Origin of the sequence: Desulfovibrio sp. UIB00, assembly GCF_022508225.1 — a bacterium.
Taxonomy (GTDB): domain Bacteria; phylum Desulfobacterota; class Desulfovibrionia; order Desulfovibrionales; family Desulfovibrionaceae; genus Desulfovibrio.
In genome coordinates this window covers 30,461-52,930 of record NZ_JAETXJ010000005.1, presented here as the reverse complement: position 1 = coordinate 52,930, position 22,470 = coordinate 30,461, and the positions used below count along the sequence as shown (strand labels likewise).

The window sequence follows — 22,470 nt, the reverse complement described above, 5'->3', positions numbered from 1 at the left end:
GGGAGTGTTGCGGGGGAAAGAAGCAAACGCCCGCTGAATGCTACTTCTGGCAGTGGGGGCAATACACCGTGGCGCGGCCCGCCACCTTGATTTTTTCAAGTGCGCGCCCACAGGCCTTGCAGGCCTGACCGTTGCGGCCATAGACGGCAAAACTGTTCTGGAAAGCTCCCACATTGCCGTTGGCATCACGGTAATCGCGTATGGAGCTGCCGCACTGCGATATGGAAAGTTCCAGCACATCCTTGAGGCAACGCAGCAAACGGCTGCGCTGCGCTGCGGAGAGCGAGCCAGCCTTGCGGCGCGGGTCGATGCCTGCGGCAAACAGGCTTTCATCCGCATAGATATTGCCCACGCCCGCAATGACCTTCTGATCCAGCAACACTGCCTTGATGGCCGAATTTCTGCCGTCAAGCCGAGCAGAAAAGGCGGCGTCCGTCAGTTCCAGCGGCTCGGGCCCAAGCTCCCGCCAGAAGCTCCACTGCTGCATGGTTTGCGGCGTTCCTGCCAGCAGCAGGCCAAAGGCCCGCACATCATCAAAAAAAAGGCGGCGCGTTTGCCCTTGAGCATCTTTCAGGTCAAACACGCAGCGTGTATGCGGGCCAGGCGCGGTGTGGGCGGGGTAAGTCATGAGGCGGCCGGTCATGCGCAGGTGCAGCGCAAGGCGCAGGCCGATTGCGCCGCGCAGGTCTGCCCTGGCAGCTTTTGCGGCGTCCAGCTCAAGCAGCAGCAGTTTGCCGCGCCTGCCCACGCCAGTGATGACGCAGCCCTGCAAATCTTCGGGCCGCAAGCTCAGAGGATGCAGGCTGGAATCGCGCAGCAGGGTTGCGCCCATGATGACGCAGCCTTCCACATGGGGGCGCAGGGTGCGCGCCACCGTTTCAACTTCTGGCAATTCCGGCATGGTCATTCCTGTGTGTGGCTGGCGGTGCGTACAATGACTTCGGGGGAAGAACCTTCCGCCGAAAGCTCCTCCCCCGTTTCAGTGCGGCTCATGCCGCACGATCAAATCTTGCCCGCCAGAGCAGCGGCAAAAATCTTGCGGCGCGTGCCTTAACTGTTTTCGGACTCGCCCTCGGCCTTGTTCTCTGCCTTGCTCTCGGCCTTGCTCTCGGCAAGATAAATATCCAGCAGCCCCTCGGGCGGGTCAATGACCACAGCGGGAATTTCCAGATCAAAACCTGCAATAAATTCAGGCCGCGCAGGAAAGAGAACTTCCTTGTCGTCATCAGTCATGATGACCCACATTTCAAGGCCCGCAGGGTACTCAAAATGGTCGAGCCTGCCGATGCGGGCACCGTCCGGCAGGACCACGTCGCAGTCGAGCAGATCTTCCAGATAGACCTCGTCGTCATCAGGCTCCGGCAGATCCTCGCGCCGCACAAACAGCTTGCAGCCGCGCAGGGCTTCTGCCGCTGTGCGGTCAGCTACACCCTCAAGCAGGAGCAGGGGCCGCTCCTTGTGGCTGCGCACAGCCGCAATCTTGACACGGCGCGGCGCGTCCTTGCCCTTCTGTAGCCAGAGAGGGGTATCCAAAAGCAAGGGGGAGTCCGCATGCCAGTCGATGCAGATCTCCCCTTTGATGCCGTGGGGCCGCGCCAGCGTACCCATATGAATCCAGGTTTCCGTCATACTTCCAGTTCTGCCGGGTTTCCGGCGGGCTGAGGCGTAGCTGCAATGCCAGGCATTGCAGCAGGCGGAACCGGGTTTTTCCCATTCCCCGCTTCCCTCAGGAAGCAGAAGCATGGAAAGAACGCGGCGCTACTCCAGAATTTCCAGCACTGTGCGTTTTTTGCACTTGATGGAAGCGGCGCTCAGAATGGTGCGCATGGCCCTGGCCGTGCGCCCCTGCTTGCCGATAACCTTGCCCAGGTCCTCTTTGGCGACCTTGAGCTCAAGAACCGTAGTCTGCTCGCCTTCTACTTCGCTGACTTGCACTTCTTCGGGATTATCCACCAGGGATTTGGCAATGTATTCTATCAGGGCCTTCATGTGTACCTCCAGTGGGGGTCAGCCAGTGGGCCTCGGGCGCGCCAAGCGCGCCCCCGGCTCAAACGGGGCCTGCTTGCAGACCACCGCCGGTTCTGATGAACCGGGACAGATATTGCCTGAGCTTTCCCAAAAAACAGCCAACAGCAAAGTTCTCCTTCAGGGCATGCCTGAAAGAGATTTGCCGTAGGCTCTGCGTTGCCGCAAAGATAAGCCCAATAAACTAGCCCAGGTGCTCTTTGATAAGAGCGCGCACGGTATTGGTGGGCTCAGCGCCACGACCCAGCCATTCCTTGATCTTTGCGGCATCAAGCTTCACTTCAGCCGGATTGACCATGGGGTTGTAGTAGCCCAGGAATTCCAGCGGACGGCCATCACGACGGGTTTCGTCATTCGCGGCCACCACACGGTAGAAGGGGTGCTTTTTGCTGCCGAGGCGGGTCAATTTCAACTTTACTGCCATGAGTCCAACTCCCTTTGATTGATGTTATGTTAGCGTTGCGCCCGGGAAAGGGCAAGGGCGGGAAGCCCTGGCGCAAAGAGATTCATCGCCGCGCGTGGCGGCGCTCCTTGCCCCGTAAATATTGTTACTTTTTCTTGCGCTTGGGACGCTCTTTTTTCTTGCGCTTTTTAGGCGCAGCCTTGGTTGCGCCAGCGCGAGCGCCGGGCATACCTTCCATACCGGGCATTCCAGGCATTCCACCCATCCCCGGCATGCCGGGCATTCCGCCCATGCCGCCAAGATTGGGCATACCGCCAAGCCCCTTGGGCAGGTTCATGCCAGGGGGCATGCCGCGCATGCGCGGCATTGCGGGCATTTTGGCGCCCTTGCCACCCATCATGCCCTTCATCATCTGGCGCATCTGCTCAAACTGGCGCACAAGCTGATTGACCTGGGCAACAGTAACGCCTGCGCCCTTTGCTATGCGCGCCCTGCGGCTGCCGTTGAGGATGTCGGGATTGCGGCGTTCAGCCATGGTCATGGAACTGATGATAGCCTCGGTGCGCGCCATTTCCTTTTCAGGCATGGCCCCGCTGGCCTCGGCCAGCTTGTCGCGCAGGCCGCCCATGCCGGGGATCATTTTAAGGATGCTGTCGAGCGAACCAAGCTTTTTGATACGGCGCATCTGGGTGCGGAAATCTTCAAGATCAAAGCTGGCCTTCTTCATCTTGAGGGCCAGTTCTTCGGCTTCTTCTGCGTTGATGGCGCTCTGCGCCTTTTCAACCAGGGTGAGCACGTCGCCCATGCCGAGGATGCGGCCAGCGATACGGTCGGGATGGAAGACTTCCATCTCCGACAGTTTTTCGCCCATACCCACAAACTTGACAGGCGCGCCCGTAACAGAACGGATGGAGAGAGCAGCGCCGCCGCGCGCATCGCCGTCCATCTTGGTGAGCACCACGCCGGTGATGCCAAGGCGCTCGTTGAAGCTTTCGGCCACGGTCACGGCGTCCTGACCGGTCATGGCGTCGGCAACAAACAGAATTTCCTGCGGCTGCACGGCCTGCTTGATGGCTGCCAGCTCCTGCATGAGCGGCTCGTCCACGTGCAGGCGGCCCGCAGTGTCGATCAGCAGCACGGTGGCCTGCTCTTCGCGGGCTTTTTCAAGCGCGGCCTTGGCAATATCCACGGGGTTCATGTCCACCGTGGAGGGGAAACAAGGCATGTCGAGCTGCTTGGACAGCACGGTCAGCTGGTCAATAGCCGCAGGGCGATACACGTCGGCAGGCACAAGATAGGGCCGCAGCTTCTGCTTGCGCAGAATATTGGCGATCTTGCCCGCAGAGGTCGTCTTACCAGAGCCCTGCAAGCCCACAAGCATGATGACCGCAGGTTCGCGCCCTTGCAGATTCAACCCGGCGGTTTCGCCGCCAAGCAGCTGCACAAGTTCATCGTTAACAATCTTGATGACTTGCTGGGCAGGGCTCACGCCCTTGAGCACCTCTTGCCCCAGGCACTTTTCGCGCACGCTTTCCACAAAGTCTTTAACGACCTTGAAGTTGACGTCCGCCTCAAGCAGGGCAAGGCGCACCTCGCGCAGGCCAGCCTGCACATTTTCTTCGGTAAGCTGCCCGCGCCCGCTGAATGTGCGGAATACGCCTGAAAGTCTGTCGGAAAGGCTCTCGAACATGAAGTCCCCATTGCGCCGCAGCCTCGCGGCGAAAAAATCGGCGCTCTCGCGCCCGCCCTGCGCCAGCCGCTGTTCACACAGTGCAGCCGCGCATTGGTCGAAGTGCTGATTCATAGGCTGTTTGATGCACCACGTCAAGCCTTAGACGCAGAATGCCCGCGCGAAGCCCGGCTTTTCAAAAGGCCGCCTGCTGAGCCGCACCATACAACACACGGCGGGCCCCTTGCAAATTTTCGCAAAAAGCTGTACGCCGCCAGCACCCCATTGGACTACAGCAGCGCGCCACGCACTGCCGCAATTCAATGCCAAGAGCCGCGCCACACTGTGGCATAACAGCGGCATACACAAGCGGATTGACACAAAAACCAGTAGCCCAAGGGCGCAGCACCGCCCTGACATGCCTCTGATTTCTGGTCGCGCTGACTTTACCTTCACCCTGCGGCGCAAACACTATTGCCTGCTGACGCGCCCCGCCTTGCGGGCCTTGCGCAGTCAGCACATGCACCGCCCGGACGTAAAGCACGCCTTCATGCTTTAGCGCTGAAACCGCCACCGGCAGGAATATCCCGCGTACCCGCTGCCCCTTGAAACACAAGGGCTGGCGAGCGCTGCCATCATTGACATATGGGGCACAAGGGGATAGTCTTTTGGATTATAATTTGCATAATTATCACAGCCAATTACGAGGACGTCATGTTCACCAATCGCGGTAAGGCGCTGACCTTCGACGACATTTTGCTAGTCCCCGGCTTTTCGGACATCACCCCCGACGCCGTTGACATCTCCACCTGGCTCACCCCCGAAATTCCCCTGCGCATCCCCCTGCTCTCCGCCGCCATGGACACCGTGACTGAAGCGGCCATGGCCATTTCCATGGCCCGCATGGGCGGCATCGGCATCATCCATAAGAACATGCCTGTTGCGCGGCAGCGTCTTGAGGTGGAAAAGGTCAAGAAGAGCGAAAGCGGCATGATCCTTGACCCTGTGACCATTTCGCCCAACAACACAGTGCAGGAAGCCCTGGACCTCATGTCCGACTTCCGTGTGTCGGGCTTGCCCGTGGTTGAGAATGGCCGCCTGGTGGGCATTCTTACCAACCGCGACGTGCGCTTTGTGCAGGACGGCGCGGCAGTGCGCGTTTCTGAAGTGATGACCAGCACCAACCTCGTGACAGTGCCCATGGGCACCTCGCTTGAAGAATCCAAGCGTCACCTGCACGAACACCGCATCGAAAAGCTTCTGGTGGTGGACGAAGAAGGCCTCTTGCGCGGCCTCATCACCATGAAGGACATCGACAAAGTCCAGAAGTACCCCAACGCCTGCAAAGACTCCAACGGTCGCCTGCGCGTGGGTGCCGCCATCGGCATCGGGCGCGACTGCGAATCCCGTTCCGAACAGCTGATCGAGGCTGGCGCGGACGTGCTGGTGCTCGACTCTGCCCACGGCCATTCGCTCAACGTGCTCAACGCCATCCGCATGGTCAAGGGCGCGTTCCCCAACTGCCAGCTCGTGGCAGGCAACGTCGCCACCTACGAAGGCGCCAAGGCCATTCTTGAAGCAGGCGCTGATTCTGTCAAAATCGGCATCGGACCCGGCTCCATCTGCACCACCCGCATTGTGGCTGGCGTGGGCGTGCCCCAGGTTACCGCCGTTATGGACGGCAGCCGCGCCGCGCGCGAGATGGACCGTTGCTGCATTGCTGACGGCGGCATCAAGTTCTCCGGTGATATCGTCAAGGCCCTTGTAGTGGGCGCGCACTCGGTGATGATCGGCTCCCTCTTTGCCGGCACCGAGGAAAGCCCCGGCGAAACCATTCTGTATCAGGGCCGTACCTACAAGATTTATCGCGGCATGGGTTCCATTGACGCCATGAAGGATGGCAGCTCTGACCGCTACTTCCAGGAAAAGAGCAAGAAGCTCGTGCCTGAAGGCATTGTTGGTCGCGTACCTTATCGCGGCCCGGTCATGGAAGCCGTGTACCAGCTCATGGGCGGCCTGCGCTCCGGCATGGGCTATGTGGGCGCGCACAATCTGAACGACCTTTTTGAAAACACCACCTTCTGTGAGATTTCACCTGCGGGCCTGCGCGAAAGCCATGTCCACGATGTTGTTATCACGAAGGAAGCGCCGAACTACCGCATCGAGAACTAGGCAAAACCGCTGCCAGCGGTCTTTTGCCCTCTGCGGCATCAGATTTCGCCTGCTTTTCCGGCAACGTGCCGCTAAAGCACCAACCGGGAAAGCAGGCGCGTCTTATTTGGCGGAGGACAAAAAATCCTAAGGCAACACAAGCGGAAAGCGCTGCGACCACAAAGCCGCAGATTGCCCACAGGCCCCGGCATCACGACCATCGGGCAAAAGATCAGACAAAGATCAGGCGAACGATCAGGAGCAAGATTAACCGGGCGCGCAGTAGCGGCGCACAGCAACAGGCCACGGCCAGCACCAGGCGAGGACACATATGCCCAGCAAAGTCATAATTATTGACTACGGCTCACAGGTCACCCAGCTCATCGCGCGCCGCGTGCGCGAAGCCGGGGTTTACTCCGAAATACATTCCTGCATCACCACCGCCGCTCAGGTGGCGGCAATGAAGCCTTCTGCCGTCATCCTTTCCGGTGGCCCGGCCAGCGTGGGCGAAGCCGATGCCCCGGTTCTTGACCCCGGTTTTCTTGAGCTTGGCGTGCCGGTACTCGGCATCTGCTACGGAATGCAGCTGCTGGCCCAGAACCTTGGCGGTCAGCTTGCCCAATCGCTCACGCGCGAATACGGTCCCTCCGACCTCACCCTCACCGCGCCCTGCGCCCTGTGGGAAGGCATCGAATCCACCAGCCGCGTGTGGATGAGCCATGGCGACAAGGTGCTTGCGCCGCCGCCAGGCTTTACCGTGACGGGCCGCACGCCTACTCTGGATGTGGCCGCCATGGCTGACGAAGCCCGCAAAATCTACGCCGTGCAGTTCCACCCCGAAGTGCACCACAGCGTGGACGGCGAGCGCATGCTGCGCAACTTCCTCTTCAAGGTTGCGGGCATCAAGCCCGACTGGACCATGTCTTCATTTGTGGAGCGCGTGGTTGCCGAAATGGCCGAGCAGGTGGGCGACCGCCACGTGGTCTGCGCCCTTTCTGGCGGCATCGACTCCACTGTGGTGGCCGTGCTGCTCAACAAGGCCATCGGCAAGCGCCTGCACTGCATCTTTGTGGATAACGGTCTGCTGCGCCTTGGCGAAGGCGATGAAGTGGTCAGCTACCTGCGCGAACACTTTGACCTCAACCTCGACTTCGTGCAGGCGCAGGAACGTTTTCTTTCCAAGCTTGCTGGCGTGGATGACCCCGAAAAGAAGCGGAAGATCATCGGTCACACCTTTATTGAGATTTTCGACGAAGAATCCAAAAAGCTGCCGCAGGTGGACTTTCTGGCGCAGGGCACCCTGTACCCTGACGTTATCGAGTCCATCTCGCACAAGGGCCCCAGCGCCGTTATCAAGAGCCACCACAACGTTGGCGGCTTGCCCGATACCATGAAGCTCAAGCTCATCGAACCCCTGCGCGAACTCTTCAAGGACGAAGTGCGCAAGGTTGCCGCAGAGCTTGGCATGCCCGATTCCATCGTGTGGCGGCATCCCTTCCCCGGCCCCGGCCTTGCTATCCGCGTGCTTGGCGAAATCACCGAAGAGCGCCTCCAGATTCTGCGCCTGGCCGACAGGATCGTGCAGCAGGAACTGCGCGAATCCGGCTGGTACCGCAAGGTGTGGCAGGGCTTTGCCGTGCTGCTGCCGCTCAAGACCGTTGGCGTTATGGGCGATGGCCGCACCTATGAGCATGTTATCGCCCTGCGCGTGGTCGACAGCGTGGACGCCATGACCGCTGACTGGGCGCGCCTGCCTGCGGAACTGATCGAGCGCATGTCGAGCCGCATCATCAACGAGGTCAAGGGCGTCAACCGCGTGGTGTACGACGTTTCTTCCAAACCGCCGAGCACAATTGAGTGGGAATAAGGGGGCAGCATGTTCGGGATAGGAAGCACTGAACTTCTGGTCATCCTTGTGGTGGCTCTCATTGTACTTGGCCCCAAAAGCCTTGCCAACGTGTCGCGCACGCTGGGCAAGGCCATGGGCGAGTTCCGCCGAGTGTCCACAGACTTTCAGCGCACGCTGAATGCTGAGGCCGAGGAAGAGGAACAGCGTAAGCGCAAGCAGGAAGCCGCCAGAGCGGCAAAAGAAGCTGCTGCCGCCGCCAAGGAAGCACACGCCGCCGAAATGGCCGCTGCTGCCGCAGCGGCAACCGAGGCCCAGCCTGCCGCAACGGCACAAGCTGATAATATTCCTGCCTCAGAGGCGGTAATTGACGCCACGGCTACCCGGCCTGCCGCCGATGCGGGGCAGACCACAGCCACGGCTTCGACAGCAACGGCTCAGCCCGAGGCCCCCAAGCCCACTGTAGCGGAAGCTCCGATTGCCGACGCTCCGGTTGCGGATGCAGCCCACGCGGCAGAGGGCAAGGCCGAGACCCAGCCTGTTGCGGGCACGGCAGCATCCGCCGAAGGGGCAGCTCCGGTTGCACCGCCCGCTGGCAGCCCGTTGGCTGAAGCCCTTGCCAAAACAAAGGCCGAGGCCGAAGCCGCAGAAGCCAAGCTGGCCTCCGCTCCCGCAGGTGCGCCTCAGGCCGCCGCCACCCCTGACAATGGCGGCAAGGCATGAGTGCGGATAAACCCTTGAGCCCCGAGGTGGTCGCATCCCCGTCTACCCCTGAGACCGCAGGGGAACATTCCGACCTCAACAAGACAGATCAAAACGCAGCGGAGCCGTCCCCTCAGGGGGCGGCCCCTGCGGATACGCCTGTAGCAGCGGCAGAACCTTCGGAAGAACCCACCGCAGCAACGGCGCCCGAAACGGCACCGGAAGCCACGCCGGAAACACAAGCTGACGGGCAGCCTCCTCTGCCCCCTGTTCCCCCGGCTGGCGCAGTGCAAAGCCCTGCGCCAGAGCCTGAAAATCTGCCCATCCAGAGCGAAAGCACGCCTCCTGCCACGCCGGAAGACGAGGTGGAGGAAGAAGAGGCTGACGACAGGCCCATGGGCCTCATGGATCACCTCTCGGAGCTGCGCGGCCGTCTGGTTCGCTGCTGCCTCGCCGTCATGGTGGGCTTTATAGCCTGCTGGGCCGTGGTTGATCCCATTTTTGACGCCCTTGTGGCCCCCCTGCTGAGCGTTCTGCCTGACGGCTCGCACGCCATCTACACCACCCTGCCCGAAGGCTTTTTCACCCGCATGCACATTGCCTTTGTGGCTGGCGTGTTTGTGAGCAGCCCTGCAATTTTTTATCAGGTATGGGCCTTCATCGCCCCCGGTCTGTATGAAGAAGAAAAACGGAGCATCATACCCGTTGCCGTCATGTCGGCCTTCTTCTTTATCAGCGGCGGGGCCTTCTGCTACTTTGTGGTCTTTCCCAACGCCTTTGCCTTCTTTATGAGCTACGCCACAGACTCCATTGTGGCCATGCCCAAGATCAGCGACTATCTGAGCTTTGTACTCAAGCTCATACTTGCCTTTGGCCTTGTGTTTGAAATGCCGCTGTTTGCCTTCTTTCTGGCGCGTATGGGCATTATCACGGCAGAACTCATGCGCCGTGTGCGGCGCTACGCCATCTTGGGCATCTTTATTGTAGCGGCCATTCTTTCGCCGCCCGATGTAGTTTCGCAGCTGCTCATGGCCGCGCCCATGCTTGTTCTTTATGAAGTGAGCATCTTTGTGGCGGCTGGCTTTGGCAAAAAAACTGTAAAAGAAGACGAGTCCGAAGAAAAGCCCGAAGGCGAAGACGGTGAAACCGCCGAGGCCGAAACAAAACCGGGCAAGGATGAAAATACCTCGGAGAAGCCATGAGCGACATCGCCCCAAGAACCTCCACGCAAGAGCGCAAAAGCGCCGAAACCGACATCCGACTTGAACTGAACATTGACGGTCAGGGCATTACGGACGTGAAAACAGGTTTTGGCCTGCTCGACCATATGTTGACGCTGACAGCTTTTTGGGCTGGTATGGATTTGCGGCTGGTATGCGAGGGCGACATGGAAGTGGACGCCCACCACACCACAGAAGACGTGGGGCTGCTGCTCGGCAAAGCGCTGCTTGAAGCCCTTGGCGACAGGGCGGGCATTGCCCGCGTGGGCTATGGGCGTGTTCCCATGGACGAAGCCCTGGCGGAAGCCACCGTTGATATCTCGGGCCGCCCCTGGCTTGAGTGGCGCGGCGGCGAACTGCTGCCCCCGGTTCTGGCCGGAGAAGAAAAAGACCTCTGGCGGGAATTTTACAAGGCATTTGCAAGCAGTGCGCGCTGCAATCTGCATGTGGAATTCCGCTATGGTCAGAACGGACATCATCTGCTGGAATCGGCGGCCAAGGGGCTGGGGCTTGCCCTGGCTCAGGCAGTGCGCCGAAACGGCACAACCATTAGAAGCACAAAGGGAGGTCTTGATTGATGCAATCCCGACTTCGTATGCTGTTGCTGCCCGCGCTCTGCCTCATGCTGATCGCCTGCGCCTGCAGCCGCCGTCCCACAAGCACGGCGGACGTTCCCCGCGTTATTTCGCCTTCGTATGTCATATCGGTTGCGCCCTTTACCCAGCCGATCAACGCAAGCCAGCTTATTACCGGGCGTATCCCTGATAATCAGGGCCGCATTGCCGATGAGCAGCTTCCCTCGCTTGACCGTCGGTTCCACAATGTGCTTACCGCTGATTCCAAACGTCAGTTCAAGTATATTGACGCTATTGATCTGTCCAGGGATCTTACGCGCTTCCACAGTTCCGAGCAGCCGCAGGCGCTGCCGCTCTGGATTGCCTATGGCAAGAAGCAGGGCGCGCAACTGCTGCTGGTGCCGCAGATTCTTGACTGGCACGAGCGCCAGGGTTCCACGGCCGGTGTTACCGAGCCAGCCCATGTGCGCGTTGAGTTTTTCCTCATCAACATTGCCAACGGCTCCATCATGTCGCGCTCCGTCTTTGAAGAAAGGCAGGAAGGCCTTGTGGACAATCTGATGAACGTTGGTACGTTCTTCAAACGGCGCGGCCAGTGGGTCACGGCTGAAGAACTGACCGAAGACGGCATGCGCAAAGCAGTAAAGGATATGGGTTTATGATTCTGTTTCCCGCCGTGGACATTCAGGACGGTAAGGCCGTGCGCCTCAAGCAGGGCCGCGCCCATGAAAGCACCGTCTTTGCCGAAGACCCCACAGACGCCGCCAAAGCCTGGGAAGCGCGAGGCGCTCAATGGCTGCACGTGGTTGATCTGGACGGAGCCTTTGACGGCGCGGCCAAAAGCCGCGAGATCGTGCGCCGTATCTGCACCGAGCTGTCCATTCCCGTGCAGCTTGGCGGCGGTATCCGCGACATGGCAACAGCCCAGGCCTATTTTGACGCGGGCGTTTCACGCCTGATTATCGGCACCCTGGCTCTGGAACAGCCCGAGCTTTTTGCCGAGATGTGCCGTGCCTTTCCTGGCCGCATTGGCGTTTCGCTGGATGCCGAGGGCGGCAAGCTCAAAACCCGTGGATGGGTTGCCGATACCGGCCTGACCGTTGACGGGGTTCTGCCCCGCCTGCTGGCCGATGGCGCTGCATTCATCATCTATACGGATATTGAACGCGACGGCATGCAGTGCGGCGTTAATGTGGCCGCTCTGGAACATCTTTCGCGCCTTTCCACGGTGCCTGTCATTGCGGCGGGCGGCGTGGCGACGCTGGCAGATGTGCAGAAGCTCTATCCCCTCACCCGCAGCACCAGCCTTGCTGGCGCTGTGAGCGGCAGGGCGCTGTACGAGGGCACGCTCAACCTTGAGGAAGCCAACGCCTGGATCGCCGCCCAATAAGCGGCACATAATTGCAGAGACAAGGCGGGCCGCATGGCCCGCCTTTTTTATGATGAACTTTCGATCGGTTACGCCTGCAATGTGCAATCATGAGTCAGCCTGAACAGGGCTGCATTCATCAGCCTCAGAAATAGTCAGCGCATACAGCAACCTTGACTCCCCTCTCTCACGGCCTTATGCTCTATCCATGTTATGCTTCAACTCTGCTTTTATGCCTCTTTTACGCCCATGCGTTTCGGGCTTTCCTGAAGAACGCTACTGGCGTTCCCTTCTCTAGCATCTCTCGCTACTTCCTCTGGTCATAGCCATTGTTGTCCTTCAATGCTGAAGGATTGCCTTTCTATTTTCCGCGAGAGATTTTTATGCTTAGATCAAAACCGTATCATTGGTGCTGCCTTGTTGCCTCCGTATTTCTGGAGGTGGGCGGAACACTTGTCATGAAGCTGGCGCAGGGCTGGGCTTTTCCCCACGCACAGGTTTTGGGGCTGGTTGTCATGTGGCTGGCCATCGCCATGTCCTACTTTTTTTTGTCCAAGGCCGTTACGGGCATTCCCGTTGGCGTGACCTTTGCCTTCTGGGAGGGGTTGGGCCTGACCTGCATCACCCTGGGCAGCGTGCTTTTTCTGAACGAAGCCCTGACCTTGCGCCGCGCGCTGGGTCTGGCCTGCGTGCTGTCTGGTGCTTTGCTGGTCAACTATGGTACCGGGCACGGGGCACCCAAGCCCAGCCGCGAGGACTCCCCCACGGCCAGCAACAAGGCTGAAGCCCGCAAGCAGCGCGCAGAAGCGTCCGCCCTGAATAACGGCCTGGCCGCAGGAGGGAACAGATGATGGATATTTCAAGCCTGTTCCAGAACGCCGCCCTGCCGCTGGTTTTGCTGGCTGCCGCCCTGGACGTGACCGCCAATATGCTGCTCGTGCGCTCCGACAGCTTCCGCCGCCGCGCCGTGGGCCTGCTGGCCCTTGCGCTGGTGGGGCTGGCTTTCTATTGCCTTTCACTGGCAGTTCATCATATGGATTTGGCCGTGGCTTACGCCATGTGGGGCGGTTTTGGCGTACTTGGCACATCCCTTGGCGGATGGCTGCTGCTGCGCCAAAAGCTCAACCCTAGCGCATTTGCGGGCATCGCCCTGCTTGTCTGCGGCATGGTGTTGCTGCACACAAGTTGATGTAGGGCCGGATAGCTGCTTTCAGGAGAACGTATGAGCAAAGGTTTTTGGGACTACCTGTCGCACTGGCAGAAGGTCTTTCCCCGTCGCCGTGCCGTCAGCTGGCGCGAAGGATGGCTGCAAAACGGCTATTGCCGCGATTGCCGCTATTGCTGCGGCCCGCAGGATTCCAACGAGCTTTTTCCCATGGGCCTGCTGCCCGAGCAGTTGCGCCCCGGCCTTGCCAACGACTTTTATCTGCTCAACAAGGATACGGCCTTTATGGACGGCCGGGGTTGCCGCTCGTGCACCAATCAGGGTTGCCGTCTGCCCCGGCCTGAACGGCCTGTGGCCTGCGGGCTTTTTCCTTTTGTGCTGAACGCGGGCGAGATGTATCTTTATCAGATTTGCCCGGCGTCGCTCTTTACACCGCTGGCACGCATGGCTGAGCTGGGCCGCGAAGCGGCGGACTGGCTGGCGAAATTCAGCCAGCACGAGCAGGAGCATATCGCCCTGAATCTGCCCGCAGAGGTGCTCACAGACCGTTACATTAAGCTGCACATCCGCGTGTACAATCCCACGGCCTGGATCTGAGGCAAAAGGGAGTGCTGCCAGCGCGTACAGGTTGCGGCTGTGGGCGGGCTACCATTCCGGCACAAAGGCGCGGCAGCCGTAGTATTGGGGTATGCGTAGCACATCCCTGAGCGGCAGGGCAAGGTAGTGGGCCAGCAAGCTGCCCAGAATACCCGCATGCGAAACCATGAGCAGGGTTGCACCGGGGTAGTGCCTGCGCCAGCGCGCCACAGCCGCCAGGGCGCGGCGCTGCGCCTGCATGAAACTTTCACCCTGCGGGGGGCAAAAATGCGCCATATCCTGCCCGCGTGCGGCATATGCGCCGGGCCACGCGCGCTCAATTTCCGCCTTGGTCATGCCCTGCCAGAGGCCAAGATCAATCTCGCGCAGACCGGGCTCCACATGCAAGGGGGGCCGCCCCTGCGGCACTGCCTCCATCAGGATGGCGGCAGTCTCACGGCAGCGGTCAAGATCCGAGCAGATGACCGCGCCAAGCGCGCCCTGCACCGCTGGCATGAACTGCTTCGCCAAAAGCCGTATCTGCTCCCGGCCCGCATCACTTAAAGGAATATCCCTCGCGCCGACCATGCGCCGCTCTGGATTGGGCGGCAACATGCCGTGCCGCACCAGCCAGATGCCGCTCATGCAACCTCACGCCGGGCAACATTGCCGCGCGCAGCATTGCAATTACGCACAAGGGCGCGTTCCGCCACCAAGGCGGGTTCTTTGCCTATTTCGCGGGCAATGCGCTCTTCCAAAGCCTTGACGCGACCAAGCCGCCCCCGGATGGCCTCGCAGGCCGGGGCATCCTGGGCATAAGCCTCCAGTTTGAGGCCAAAGCGCCGCTGCACAGGCACAAAGTTGCCGCCGTAACAGTATTTGTCGGCCAAATAGACCAGCTCGCGCTCTGTGACCGGCTCGTCCTCCGGCAAGGACAGATCACGGTGATCCTGCACCAGACGCGCCATCTCCGGCAATTCCAGCCGCCGTAAAAATTCCCCAGCAGCAGCCTCATGCCTGGGCTGGCCTTTGCAGATATCGTGCAGCAACCCACCAGCCAGCGCCAGGCGGGGATCCACCCCGGCATCATAGCCTGCGGCCTCACGCACGTGCGCGAGAGCCTCGGCCAGGCAACAGGCCACAGCCCCCACTGCCCGCGCGTGACGCAAGCCTTTTTCCGGCACGTTGCACATACGCAGCAAGCATTCCGCCTCAACGGGCGACAAAGTATGCCGCTCACTAGCCAGCACCCGCAGGCGCGCATAGTCGTCTGGGGTGTCCATATCTTCCAGAATCAGGGCGTCAGCCACAGGCACATGCCGCAAAGGCGCGCCTTCCAGCGCCCCGCGCAGCCCGTTTTGCCCCTGGTGCGCCAGAATATGCGGGGCCAAGCTCATGGGAATCAGGGGAGGATGCCCCTCCTGTCCGTCAAATGTCGGCACAAGCACCGGCATGGACGCGGCCTTGCCGCTCACAGCCAGCTCTGCCGCCTGGTTGGCCTCTTCCTGCCCTGCGGCATCAAGCAATGCCTTGATGGTCAGGGGCCGCACCAGCGGTACATCCACAGGCTGCACAAAAAATTGCCCGTTAAAACCGCCCTTCACCAGAGCTTCCACGCCTGTCTGCACAGATGAAAACATGCCCCGCTGCGGGTCGGGATTGCGCACTGGGGTCAGCCCCAGCGCCAGAGCCTCTGCTTCCACAATTTCGGCATGGAAGCCGCTGATGATCACCACATCTTCCACACCAAGGGTATGGTACAGACTGACCAGCCCCCTCAGGGCGGAGCAGCGCCCGCCTTCTGGCAGCGAGGGCAGGGAAAGCAGTGCCTTGGCTGCCCCCATGCGCGAGGCCATGCCTGCGGCAAGAATCAAAACGGCTGGTTTCATGTGCTTTCTTCTTCGCTTTGTTGCGCTGAAAACAATCACTGTGTGGAGCCAGATACAAATACCCATTGTTGGGCATGGCATCAGACGCTAAACACCCCGCCCCTTGGCCGGGCGCACGATGCGCGGCGGCTGCCCGCTTTTGCGTTCAATGCGGCCACGCACAGGGCCGAGCCTGCGCAAGGGGCTGCCGCAGGCGCAAGGGGCTGGCAGCAGACAGGCCACATCACCAGTTCGATATCGCACCAAGGGCATGGCCTGTCGTTGAAGCGTGGTAATGACGACCTCGCCCTCCTCGCCTTGGGCCAACACTTTACGCCCTGAAATATCTACTATTTCTATCAGAACGTCCAGTTCGCGCACGTGAAAACCCTGATGTGCGGGGCATTCCACCGCGCAACCGTAGGCGGTTTCGGTGAGGCCGTAGTGATCCAGAATCTCGCATTGCCACGCCCGGCGCAAGGCCAGACCAAGCGCATCGTCCAGCGGCTCAGCGCTGGTGAGTACGCCCGCAAGCCCCTGCGGCCCCCGTTCGGGGAAATGTTTCAGCAAAAGGGCCAGTTGCGCGGGCGCGGCCACAAGGCAATGGGGCTTTGTCTGCTCCAGCCACTGGGCAAGAGCTTTGCCCGGCTCCGCGCAAGGGTCAGCATCTGGCGATGGGGTCGCGTGGACTTCCGGCGGTGGAGCCAGCACATCCACACCCGCCGCGCCCAAGGCCTGTCGCAGCAGGTCGGCCACGCCGTCAGGCCGTTCCGCACCGGGCAACAGCACTGCCAGCCGCTGCCCTGCGCCCACAAGCTGGCTCATGCCCACGGAAAAAAAATCGCGCGTGCGGGCCAAATCCGCATCAGTAAAGGCAAGCCGCTTGGGTTGCCCCGTGGTGCCTGACGTGTGCAGCGTGACCATACGCTGCACATCCCCCTGCGAAACGCACAAAAAATCCCCCCAGTTGCGCAGGTCTTCCGCTGTGGTGAAGGGCAGGCGCTCCAGATCATCCACACTGGTTATATCCAGATCGCACTCCCGCAAATGCCTGGCATAAAACGCCCCATGCACGGCCTGCCGCAAGGTGCTGCGCAGCAGGGCCGCTTGCGCAATCGCCAGCTTGCCGGGCAGTTCCCCGGCGCTACGTGCCCCGCACTGGCGGGCCAGCCAGCGATCAAGCGGGCAGGAGCCGAAACCCGTTATGGAAGGTTGATTCGCGGTATCTGTCACTATGCGTCACCATACAGGCGCGTGCCATCACTGGCAGTGAGGTTATGCAAGCAGAACGGAATCATGCGCCCGTCAGGCCGCACCACATGGATGCAGCAGCCGCGTACACGGTCAAGGTCGAGGCTCAGGGCATCCTGAAAGGCCATGGCCGAAAGTGTGAAACGCTGCTCTGCCCCAGCCTGAGCCAGAAATCGGCTGAAGCCGTCCGCACTGGCCTTGCTGCCTGCGCTGCCAGCGTCAGAGCCAGATGCGCCCCCACAGGCGCAGGCAGATTCCCCGCCGTCGGTGCCGCCCTTCCAGTGCAGGGCCACAAACTGCTTGGCCTTGCGCGCGCCGTCCTCCGCTGATGGCGGCACTTCCGCGCCAGCGGCCTTCGGTGCTGGCGAGCAGCACGACTGCCCCGCATCGGCCAGCCATTCCAGCGAAGGTACACCGTTTTTTTGCACCCGACGGTACACGGCACTGAAGGAACACAGCTCGTTTTCACATCCAGGCGGGTGCAGGTGGCTAGGGCTGACCATTTCCGGTGCCTGATGGGCCAGTGCTGCCATGACTTCGGGCAGGGTCAGGCGCGGGGCTTCCTCCAGCCGCCAGGGGTAGCGGCCAAAAAATGCGGCTGGCTGCATGTGCAGCCCCCGCACCGCCGGGCCAAGCTCCAACGCCATGCGCAGCAGATCGCCGAGTTCGCCATCGTTGACGCCTCGCACGAGAGTTGCCACCAGCACCACGCCAAGCCCAGCCTCTGCACAGTTGCGCACGGCGCGGCGCTTGAAATCAAGGCATTCCCTGCCCCGAAGGCTTGTAAAACTGCTTTCGCACACGCCGTCCCATTGCAGATAGACAGAATCAAGCCCCGCCTCGCGCAGCACGCGGGCATAGCCCTGCTCGCGCGACAAACGCAGTCCGTTAGTATTGATCTGCACCAGCCCAAAGCCGCGTTGCCGCGCAAGTGTGATGATCTGCGGCAGGTCATGGCGCATGGTCGGCTCTCCTCCGGATATCTGCACGTTGCAGGGGCCGGACGCTCCCTTGAGGGTGTCCATCTGCGCCGCAATCACACTGAACGGAACGTCTGCCGCCTCGCCGGAATATTGGTTCGAGATGGAACCAGCAGAAGCATAGCACACGGGGCAGGACATGTCGCAGCGCATGGTGACCTCAAACAGGCCCGTGCAGGTATGTTGGGCGTGGGCAGGGCAAAGGCCGCAGTCAAAGGGGCAGCCATCGCGGATGGGCGTATGCGGGTTGGCCGGGTAGGAGGGGCTTTTGGGCCGCGACCATGCTGCAAAGGGCGGCGTGGCAACCGCACCGGGCTTGGCCTCTCGCCATACGGGGACACTAAACGTGCCGTGATCCGGGCAGGTTTTGCGCAGCACAACCGTAAGGGCATCCTTGACCGAACGTTCATAGGTGGCCTCTACCCGGCGCAGACACACGGGGCAAAGGCTCTGGGTGCGGCGTAAGGTCATGCCTTTTCCGTCAGATCCAGCTCGTAACTCTGAACCAGTTCCATGATTTTTCCCCAGCATTCCGCTAGCAAGTCGCCGCAGGCCACAGGATTTGGCTGCTCGCCCGCAGCACCGGAAGTCGCGCCGAGCCCAGCCGCAATCTGCCCGCAACGCTGACCGCCGTAAGCTTCCGTGCGGTCATAAAACCATGTGGCGTAGTCATTGAGCAGGGGGGTGAGCATGGGATGCGGGATTTCATCTTCCGCCCCCTTACCCGCGACCAGAGCCAGTGCGCAGGCCCCGCCGGTCAAAAGGCCACAAGGGCCGTCCGATTGACCGATGCCGTGACACAGGCCCTGCGCGGCGCGCACAACGCCGGGGTTCTGCCTGTCCTGAGCCTGCAACATGAGCAGGAGCAGCAACTGGCTGCAACAATAGCCCTGATGCACCAGGGGCAATAATTCCATCATCATGGGATTCATGGGGTCTCCTTTCGGGCAATCCAAAGGCCGTATCCGTAGGCGCGCCAGCTTTTGCCGGGGGCGGTTCCCCCGCACTTGCACCCTTGAACGGGCCGGGTTGCGTCGTCGCCGTACCAGATCATGCGGGCAGCCAGCTCCACCAGAGCGCGGCTGTTGTCCTCATAATGCAGCAGACGCAAGCCAGCCGCTTCCATAAGCCCACGCCACGCAGATTCAGGCCGCGCACCCGCAAGGCACGATGAACCCGGTGCGGCGTATTTTTCCGGGAGTGGCTCAGCTGTCGCTGTTGTCGGCGGGATGGATTGGGACGAGTTCGATTGTACTGCGCTTGCGTGACCGGAACAGGAACAACGGGAGCGGGAAGAGCCTGCACCAGAGCAGCCGGTGCTGCCGGGGCGTTCATACCCTGGCCGCAACATGAGGTCGCTGACCACCATCACCCCGCCGGGGCGCAGGGCGCGGCAGGCGGCACGCAAGGCCGCAAGGGGATTGTGCAACAGGGAAAGAACACATTCGCACACTATGCAGTCGCAGGAGTCTGCGGTCAGCGGCGGGCGCTCAAGATCGGCCCGCACAATGTGGACGTCAGCAGAAGGGGCTGCATCCACAGGAAGTCCGGCCTCAGCGTGTTTGTCCAGCCCCACGGCACGGTAGCCCATCTGCGTGAGCAGGCGCAATGTCGCCCCTGCCCCGCTGCCAAGGTCAAAAACCAGCCCGCCGGGCGCGAGCAGGCCCGCAGAAGCGCACCACGCAAGCGCTCGACGCGTCAGTTCCACGCCGCCGGGACGCCATGCGTCACCAGCCGCGCGGCGAAAGTCCGGTCTTTCCCACAGTGCGTTCATTTATCTTCCAGCAGAGCTTCCACTTCAAGCATCTTGCCTTCGGCAAGAGATTTGGGCACCTGCGTCAGCCCGCACTTGGGGCAGCGCGGCAAAAACACGTCAAAGGCGCTGTTGAGATAAAAAACAGGAACCTTCACCTGCTCAAGGGCAACGCGGCAACGCCCGCACACCCACTGGCCGCCGTCCGGCCCGTAGTTTGGCCCCATGCTCATGACTGTTCACCTCTCTGCCCGCCATTTTGCGCACCCAACATGTTGGGACGCTGCCCATCGGTGCAGCACTGGTGGCTGTTGATGACATCCGCAGCTTCCTGACCGCCGGAACCCGGCACCACCATCCGGTGGCACCACGCATCGTGCAGGACAAAGACCTCGCCCTGCGCTTCGTATTCCACCCAGAAAGTCACCTTTCTGGGCCGCCACGAGCCAAGACGATGCCCGTCATCCAGATTCTCGAACCAGTGCCCACTGGCCTCGGCCCCCACAACGGCCCCTTCCACGTCTGAAAGCAGAATATGCCGCTCTTCCAGCCGCGCCAACACATCCGCCGCCACCAGCACCCTGCCCTTTCCGGCCGGCTCGGGCGTGTCTGCAAGCAGGGCCTGTTGCCCGGCGGCGCTGCCATATTTTTCCAGCAGTTTACGGCGCAAGGCAGCCCTGTTGGCGCGACGCGCCGAAAGGCCCGGCCCTTGAGCCGCGCCGGACTGAGCCTTGCCTGACGCTGGCAGCAACAGATCAAGCAGATGCCAGCACTCCTTGCCGCTGGCCGCCATGCGGTCACGGCACATGATGCACGAGGCAAGGCCGGGGTGCTCAAGCTGGGCGGCCCGGTGATCGCTCATGGCTCGCGCTGTTTCCGGCTGGGCGCACCACACAAGGCCGCCGTAGCCGCAACAGGCTGTAGATGCGCCGGAAAGGCGCGGTTCTTCAATTTTTGCCCCGCATTTGTCAGCCAGACTGCGCACAGCGGCAAGCCAGGCCGCATCGTGCCGGGCGGTGCAGGGATCCTGAATGGAAAATACCGAGGGCAGGGAATTACCAGCAATGGGGGCTTCAAACGGCAAGCCGTCCAGCACCTCCCACACGGAAACGGTCTGCGCTTCCGGCAGAGCCTCCCGCAGGGCCGCAATGCAGGAGGAACAGGCCGCCATGATGCGCGGCTTGCCTAGACCCTCCCAGGCGGTGCGCAGTTTGTCCGTATGCTCCTTGAACAGGGTGGTTCTTCCGGCCCAGCGCGCTGGGATGCCGCAGCAGGAAAGCATGATGCCCACGCCGGATTTCAGGCCGTTGCCAAATTTTTCGCGCAGCAGATCATAAAGCGCCGCCGTTTGTTCCACGCGGGCCGCAGCCAACTGACAGCCGGGGAAGAACAGCCACTGCTCGCCCACCGCCTGACTCGCGTCAGCGCCCTGGGATTCTGCGGCTGGCGACAAGGGCGGCAGCACAAGGGCGCATTCCGGCCCGGAGGCGCTTTCCATATCCTCAAGCGCAAACTCGTGGGCCGTGGGCGGCATAAAGCCGCGTTCCACCATGTCTTCCCGTGCGGAGAGGCACAGCTCGGCCATGGAAAAATTCTCCGGGCACAGCTCCTCGCACTGACCGCACAGGGCGCAGCCATTGATGAGGGCATTGGCCGTGTGCAGGCCCTTGACGATGGACGCGTTGTTATTGACCTGACGTGCGTAGAGGCGCGGATAACCCTTGTATTTCTGCAAATATACGCATTCGCGCACACAGATCATACACTGGCATTGCAGGCAGCGCTCCGCCTCGCGCGCGGATTCCTCCGCCGAATAGAGCGGCTCGCCGCAAACAGCCTGCGCGGCTGGTTCCACGCGCGGCACGGGCGCAATACCTGTCACATCGGTGTGCAGCGGCCCCTGAGATTTGTCCCGCGCTGCTGTGAGGGAAACGCCGCTGGTCACGCGCTCCATTGTCTGGGCGGCATGCCGCCCCTGCCCCGCCTGACGCGAAGGTGAGGCGAAAGCGTGACCTGTGGGAGTGCGGCTTCGCCAGCCAGCGCAGCAGATATTGTCGCGCCAGAGCAGGGTTTCCGCCTCCACCAGCGCTTCGTCTGGTGCAAGACCGGGGGCAAGCTGCTGCACGGCATCAGCATCCACCAGTACGGCGTCATACTCCGCCGCCAGCTTTTCCAGCAGCGCGGCATCAAGCGTTGCCTGAGTAAAACTGACCTTCTGGCGGCCAAGAGCTTCCATGTCTTCGGCCAGAAAATCCTTGGCAATGCCCGCCGTATTGTCTGCCGCCAGTGCGGGATGCGCTGCCAGCAAAAATTCACCCGGCGCGCCAGAGTGAAAGACTGTAACGGGGTAAGCCTTGCGCGACAGATCCCAGGCTGCCGTGAGCCCGGCAAGCCCGGCACCCATGACGGCCATGCGGAATTTTTTGGGCGGCAAAGGCAGCATACGGGTCTGCGTACCCACCGCAAGCATGCACGAGAGTTCAAGCCCATGCATGGCGAGGCTGCCGCCCAGATCCTGCCGCAGACAGGAGTTTTCACAGGGATGATCGCAAATGCGGGCAATGATGCCGGGCAGGGGCAAATGCCGCTCAAGCACCTTGCGGGCCTCCCCCTGCTTGCCCTCAGCCATGCGGGCCATGAAGGCGCGCACATCTAGATCAAAAGGACAGGCCACCCGGCAACGGGGCGGGCTTTCCTGTGTGCAGTGCGACTCTATTTCGTGCAGACGTTGTTGATCCATCATGGCGATTGTTCTCGCTGGCTTGGTGCAGACAGGCGCTGCTGCAAGGGGCAGGCGGCGCAGGTTGCCGCCGAAAATACAAACGGAGCTTTCAGAGATACCCCCGAAAGCCCCGCTGCAAAAACATTGCACACCGTTACGGCGCTCATGGCCCGGCGCGCGGTAAACCTGACGAAT

The 22,470-nt window shown here is 61.3% G+C and carries 24 protein-coding genes; 11 read left to right on the top strand and 13 right to left on the bottom strand.

Annotated features, from left to right (window positions below; all coding sequences use genetic code 11):
• Positions 1–40: 40 nt before the first annotated feature.
• The 5 genes from mutM to ffh all read right to left on the bottom strand — a co-directional run bounded on the left by mutM (position 41) and on the right by ffh (position 4,118).
• A complete protein-coding gene (mutM, locus tag JMF94_RS09480; protein ID WP_240824861.1) occupies positions 41–901 on the bottom strand; it encodes a bifunctional DNA-formamidopyrimidine glycosylase/DNA-(apurinic or apyrimidinic site) lyase in 861 nt (286 codons plus the stop codon).
• Between the two features lie 149 nt (positions 902–1,050).
• Positions 1,051–1,629: a ribosome maturation factor RimM gene (gene rimM / locus JMF94_RS09475; RefSeq protein ID WP_240824860.1), complete on the bottom strand. Its 579-nt coding sequence runs from the start codon at positions 1,627–1,629 to the stop codon at positions 1,051–1,053.
• 129 nt (positions 1,630–1,758) lie between these two features.
• Complete coding sequence (locus JMF94_RS09470; RefSeq protein WP_192113339.1) at positions 1,759–1,989, bottom strand: KH domain-containing protein; 231 nt, start codon at positions 1,987–1,989, stop codon at positions 1,759–1,761.
• A 220-nt stretch (positions 1,990–2,209) separates the two neighbouring features.
• Positions 2,210–2,449, bottom strand: a complete 240-nt coding sequence (gene rpsP / locus JMF94_RS09465; protein ID WP_192113338.1) for a 30S ribosomal protein S16 — start codon at positions 2,447–2,449, stop codon at positions 2,210–2,212.
• Between the two features lie 124 nt (positions 2,450–2,573).
• Positions 2,574–4,118, bottom strand: coding sequence for a signal recognition particle protein (ffh, locus tag JMF94_RS09460; protein WP_192113408.1), 1,545 nt, complete (start codon positions 4,116–4,118; stop codon positions 2,574–2,576).
• Between the two features lie 397 nt (positions 4,119–4,515).
• On the opposite strand from ffh, the gene JMF94_RS09455 reads away from it, so the two are divergent.
• From JMF94_RS09455 to JMF94_RS09405, 11 genes are all read left to right on the top strand, one after another.
• Positions 4,516–4,656: a hypothetical protein gene (locus tag JMF94_RS09455; RefSeq protein WP_240824859.1), complete on the top strand. Its 141-nt coding sequence runs from the start codon at positions 4,516–4,518 to the stop codon at positions 4,654–4,656.
• A gap of 155 nt (positions 4,657–4,811) precedes the next feature.
• Complete coding sequence (gene guaB, locus JMF94_RS09450) at positions 4,812–6,269, top strand: IMP dehydrogenase (protein ID WP_240824858.1); 1,458 nt, start codon at positions 4,812–4,814, stop codon at positions 6,267–6,269.
• Between the two features lie 310 nt (positions 6,270–6,579).
• Positions 6,580–8,115, top strand: coding sequence for a glutamine-hydrolyzing GMP synthase (guaA, locus tag JMF94_RS09445; protein WP_240824857.1), 1,536 nt, complete (start codon positions 6,580–6,582; stop codon positions 8,113–8,115).
• Between the two features lie 9 nt (positions 8,116–8,124).
• Positions 8,125–8,817, top strand: coding sequence for a Sec-independent protein translocase protein TatB (tatB, locus tag JMF94_RS09440; RefSeq protein ID WP_240824856.1), 693 nt, complete (start codon positions 8,125–8,127; stop codon positions 8,815–8,817).
• Entirely contained in the window at positions 8,814–9,998 is a 1,185-nt protein-coding gene (gene tatC, locus JMF94_RS09435) for a twin-arginine translocase subunit TatC (protein ID WP_240824855.1), read from the top strand. Before tatB ends, tatC begins: the two co-directional genes overlap by 4 nt.
• 5 nt (positions 9,999–10,003) lie before the next feature.
• A complete protein-coding gene (locus JMF94_RS09430; RefSeq protein ID WP_240825012.1) occupies positions 10,004–10,594 on the top strand; it encodes an imidazoleglycerol-phosphate dehydratase in 591 nt (196 codons plus the stop codon).
• Complete coding sequence (locus JMF94_RS09425) at positions 10,594–11,253, top strand: hypothetical protein (protein WP_240824854.1); 660 nt, start codon at positions 10,594–10,596, stop codon at positions 11,251–11,253. Before JMF94_RS09430 ends, JMF94_RS09425 begins: the two co-directional genes overlap by 1 nt.
• Complete coding sequence (gene hisA, locus JMF94_RS09420) at positions 11,250–11,981, top strand: 1-(5-phosphoribosyl)-5-[(5-phosphoribosylamino)methylideneamino]imidazole-4-carboxamide isomerase (RefSeq protein ID WP_240824853.1); 732 nt, start codon at positions 11,250–11,252, stop codon at positions 11,979–11,981. The genes JMF94_RS09425 and hisA overlap by 4 nt, the downstream gene beginning before the upstream one ends.
• A 362-nt stretch (positions 11,982–12,343) precedes the next feature.
• On the top strand, positions 12,344–12,811 hold the full coding sequence (locus JMF94_RS09415; RefSeq protein WP_240824852.1) for an SMR family transporter: 468 nt from the start codon (positions 12,344–12,346) through the stop codon (positions 12,809–12,811).
• Positions 12,811–13,149 carry an SMR family transporter gene (locus JMF94_RS09410; protein ID WP_240825011.1) on the top strand — a complete coding sequence of 113 codons (339 nt, stop codon included), beginning with the start codon at positions 12,811–12,813 and terminating at the stop codon, positions 13,147–13,149. The genes JMF94_RS09415 and JMF94_RS09410 overlap by 1 nt, the downstream gene beginning before the upstream one ends.
• A 33-nt stretch (positions 13,150–13,182) precedes the next feature.
• Entirely contained in the window at positions 13,183–13,722 is a 540-nt protein-coding gene (locus tag JMF94_RS09405; protein WP_240824851.1) for a hypothetical protein, read from the top strand.
• A 48-nt stretch (positions 13,723–13,770) separates the two neighbouring features.
• On the opposite strand, the gene JMF94_RS09400 is transcribed toward JMF94_RS09405, so the two are convergent.
• The 8 genes from JMF94_RS09400 to JMF94_RS09365 all read right to left on the bottom strand — a co-directional run bounded on the left by JMF94_RS09400 (position 13,771) and on the right by JMF94_RS09365 (position 22,296).
• The gene (locus tag JMF94_RS09400; RefSeq protein ID WP_240824850.1) at positions 13,771–14,346 is read right to left on the bottom strand and encodes a histidine phosphatase family protein; all 576 of its coding nucleotides are present in this window, start codon (positions 14,344–14,346) and stop codon (positions 13,771–13,773) included.
• Positions 14,343–15,590: a DVU_1551 family NTP transferase gene (locus JMF94_RS09395; protein WP_240824849.1), complete on the bottom strand. Its 1,248-nt coding sequence runs from the start codon at positions 15,588–15,590 to the stop codon at positions 14,343–14,345. The genes JMF94_RS09400 and JMF94_RS09395 overlap by 4 nt, the downstream gene beginning before the upstream one ends.
• Positions 15,591–15,677: 87 nt before the next feature.
• On the bottom strand, positions 15,678–16,802 hold the full coding sequence (locus JMF94_RS09390) for a DVU_1553 family AMP-dependent CoA ligase (protein WP_240824848.1): 1,125 nt from the start codon (positions 16,800–16,802) through the stop codon (positions 15,678–15,680).
• Positions 16,802–18,271 carry a radical SAM (seleno)protein TrsS gene (trsS, locus tag JMF94_RS09385; protein WP_240824847.1) on the bottom strand — a complete coding sequence of 490 codons (1,470 nt, stop codon included), beginning with the start codon at positions 18,269–18,271 and terminating at the stop codon, positions 16,802–16,804. The genes JMF94_RS09390 and trsS overlap by 1 nt, the downstream gene beginning before the upstream one ends.
• The gene (locus tag JMF94_RS09380) at positions 18,268–18,732 is read right to left on the bottom strand and encodes a DVU_1555 family C-GCAxxG-C-C protein (RefSeq protein WP_022659532.1); all 465 of its coding nucleotides are present in this window, start codon (positions 18,730–18,732) and stop codon (positions 18,268–18,270) included. Before JMF94_RS09380 ends, trsS begins: the two co-directional genes overlap by 4 nt.
• Positions 18,729–19,574: a DVU_1556 family methyltransferase gene (gene trsM, locus JMF94_RS09375; RefSeq protein WP_240824846.1), complete on the bottom strand. Its 846-nt coding sequence runs from the start codon at positions 19,572–19,574 to the stop codon at positions 18,729–18,731. Before trsM ends, JMF94_RS09380 begins: the two co-directional genes overlap by 4 nt.
• Entirely contained in the window at positions 19,571–19,786 is a 216-nt protein-coding gene (locus JMF94_RS09370; protein ID WP_192113326.1) for a DVU_1557 family redox protein, read from the bottom strand. Before JMF94_RS09370 ends, trsM begins: the two co-directional genes overlap by 4 nt.
• Positions 19,783–22,296, bottom strand: a complete 2,514-nt coding sequence (locus JMF94_RS09365; RefSeq protein WP_240824845.1) for a pyridine nucleotide-disulfide oxidoreductase/dicluster-binding protein — start codon at positions 22,294–22,296, stop codon at positions 19,783–19,785. The genes JMF94_RS09370 and JMF94_RS09365 overlap by 4 nt, the downstream gene beginning before the upstream one ends.
• Positions 22,297–22,470: the final 174 nt, after the last annotated feature.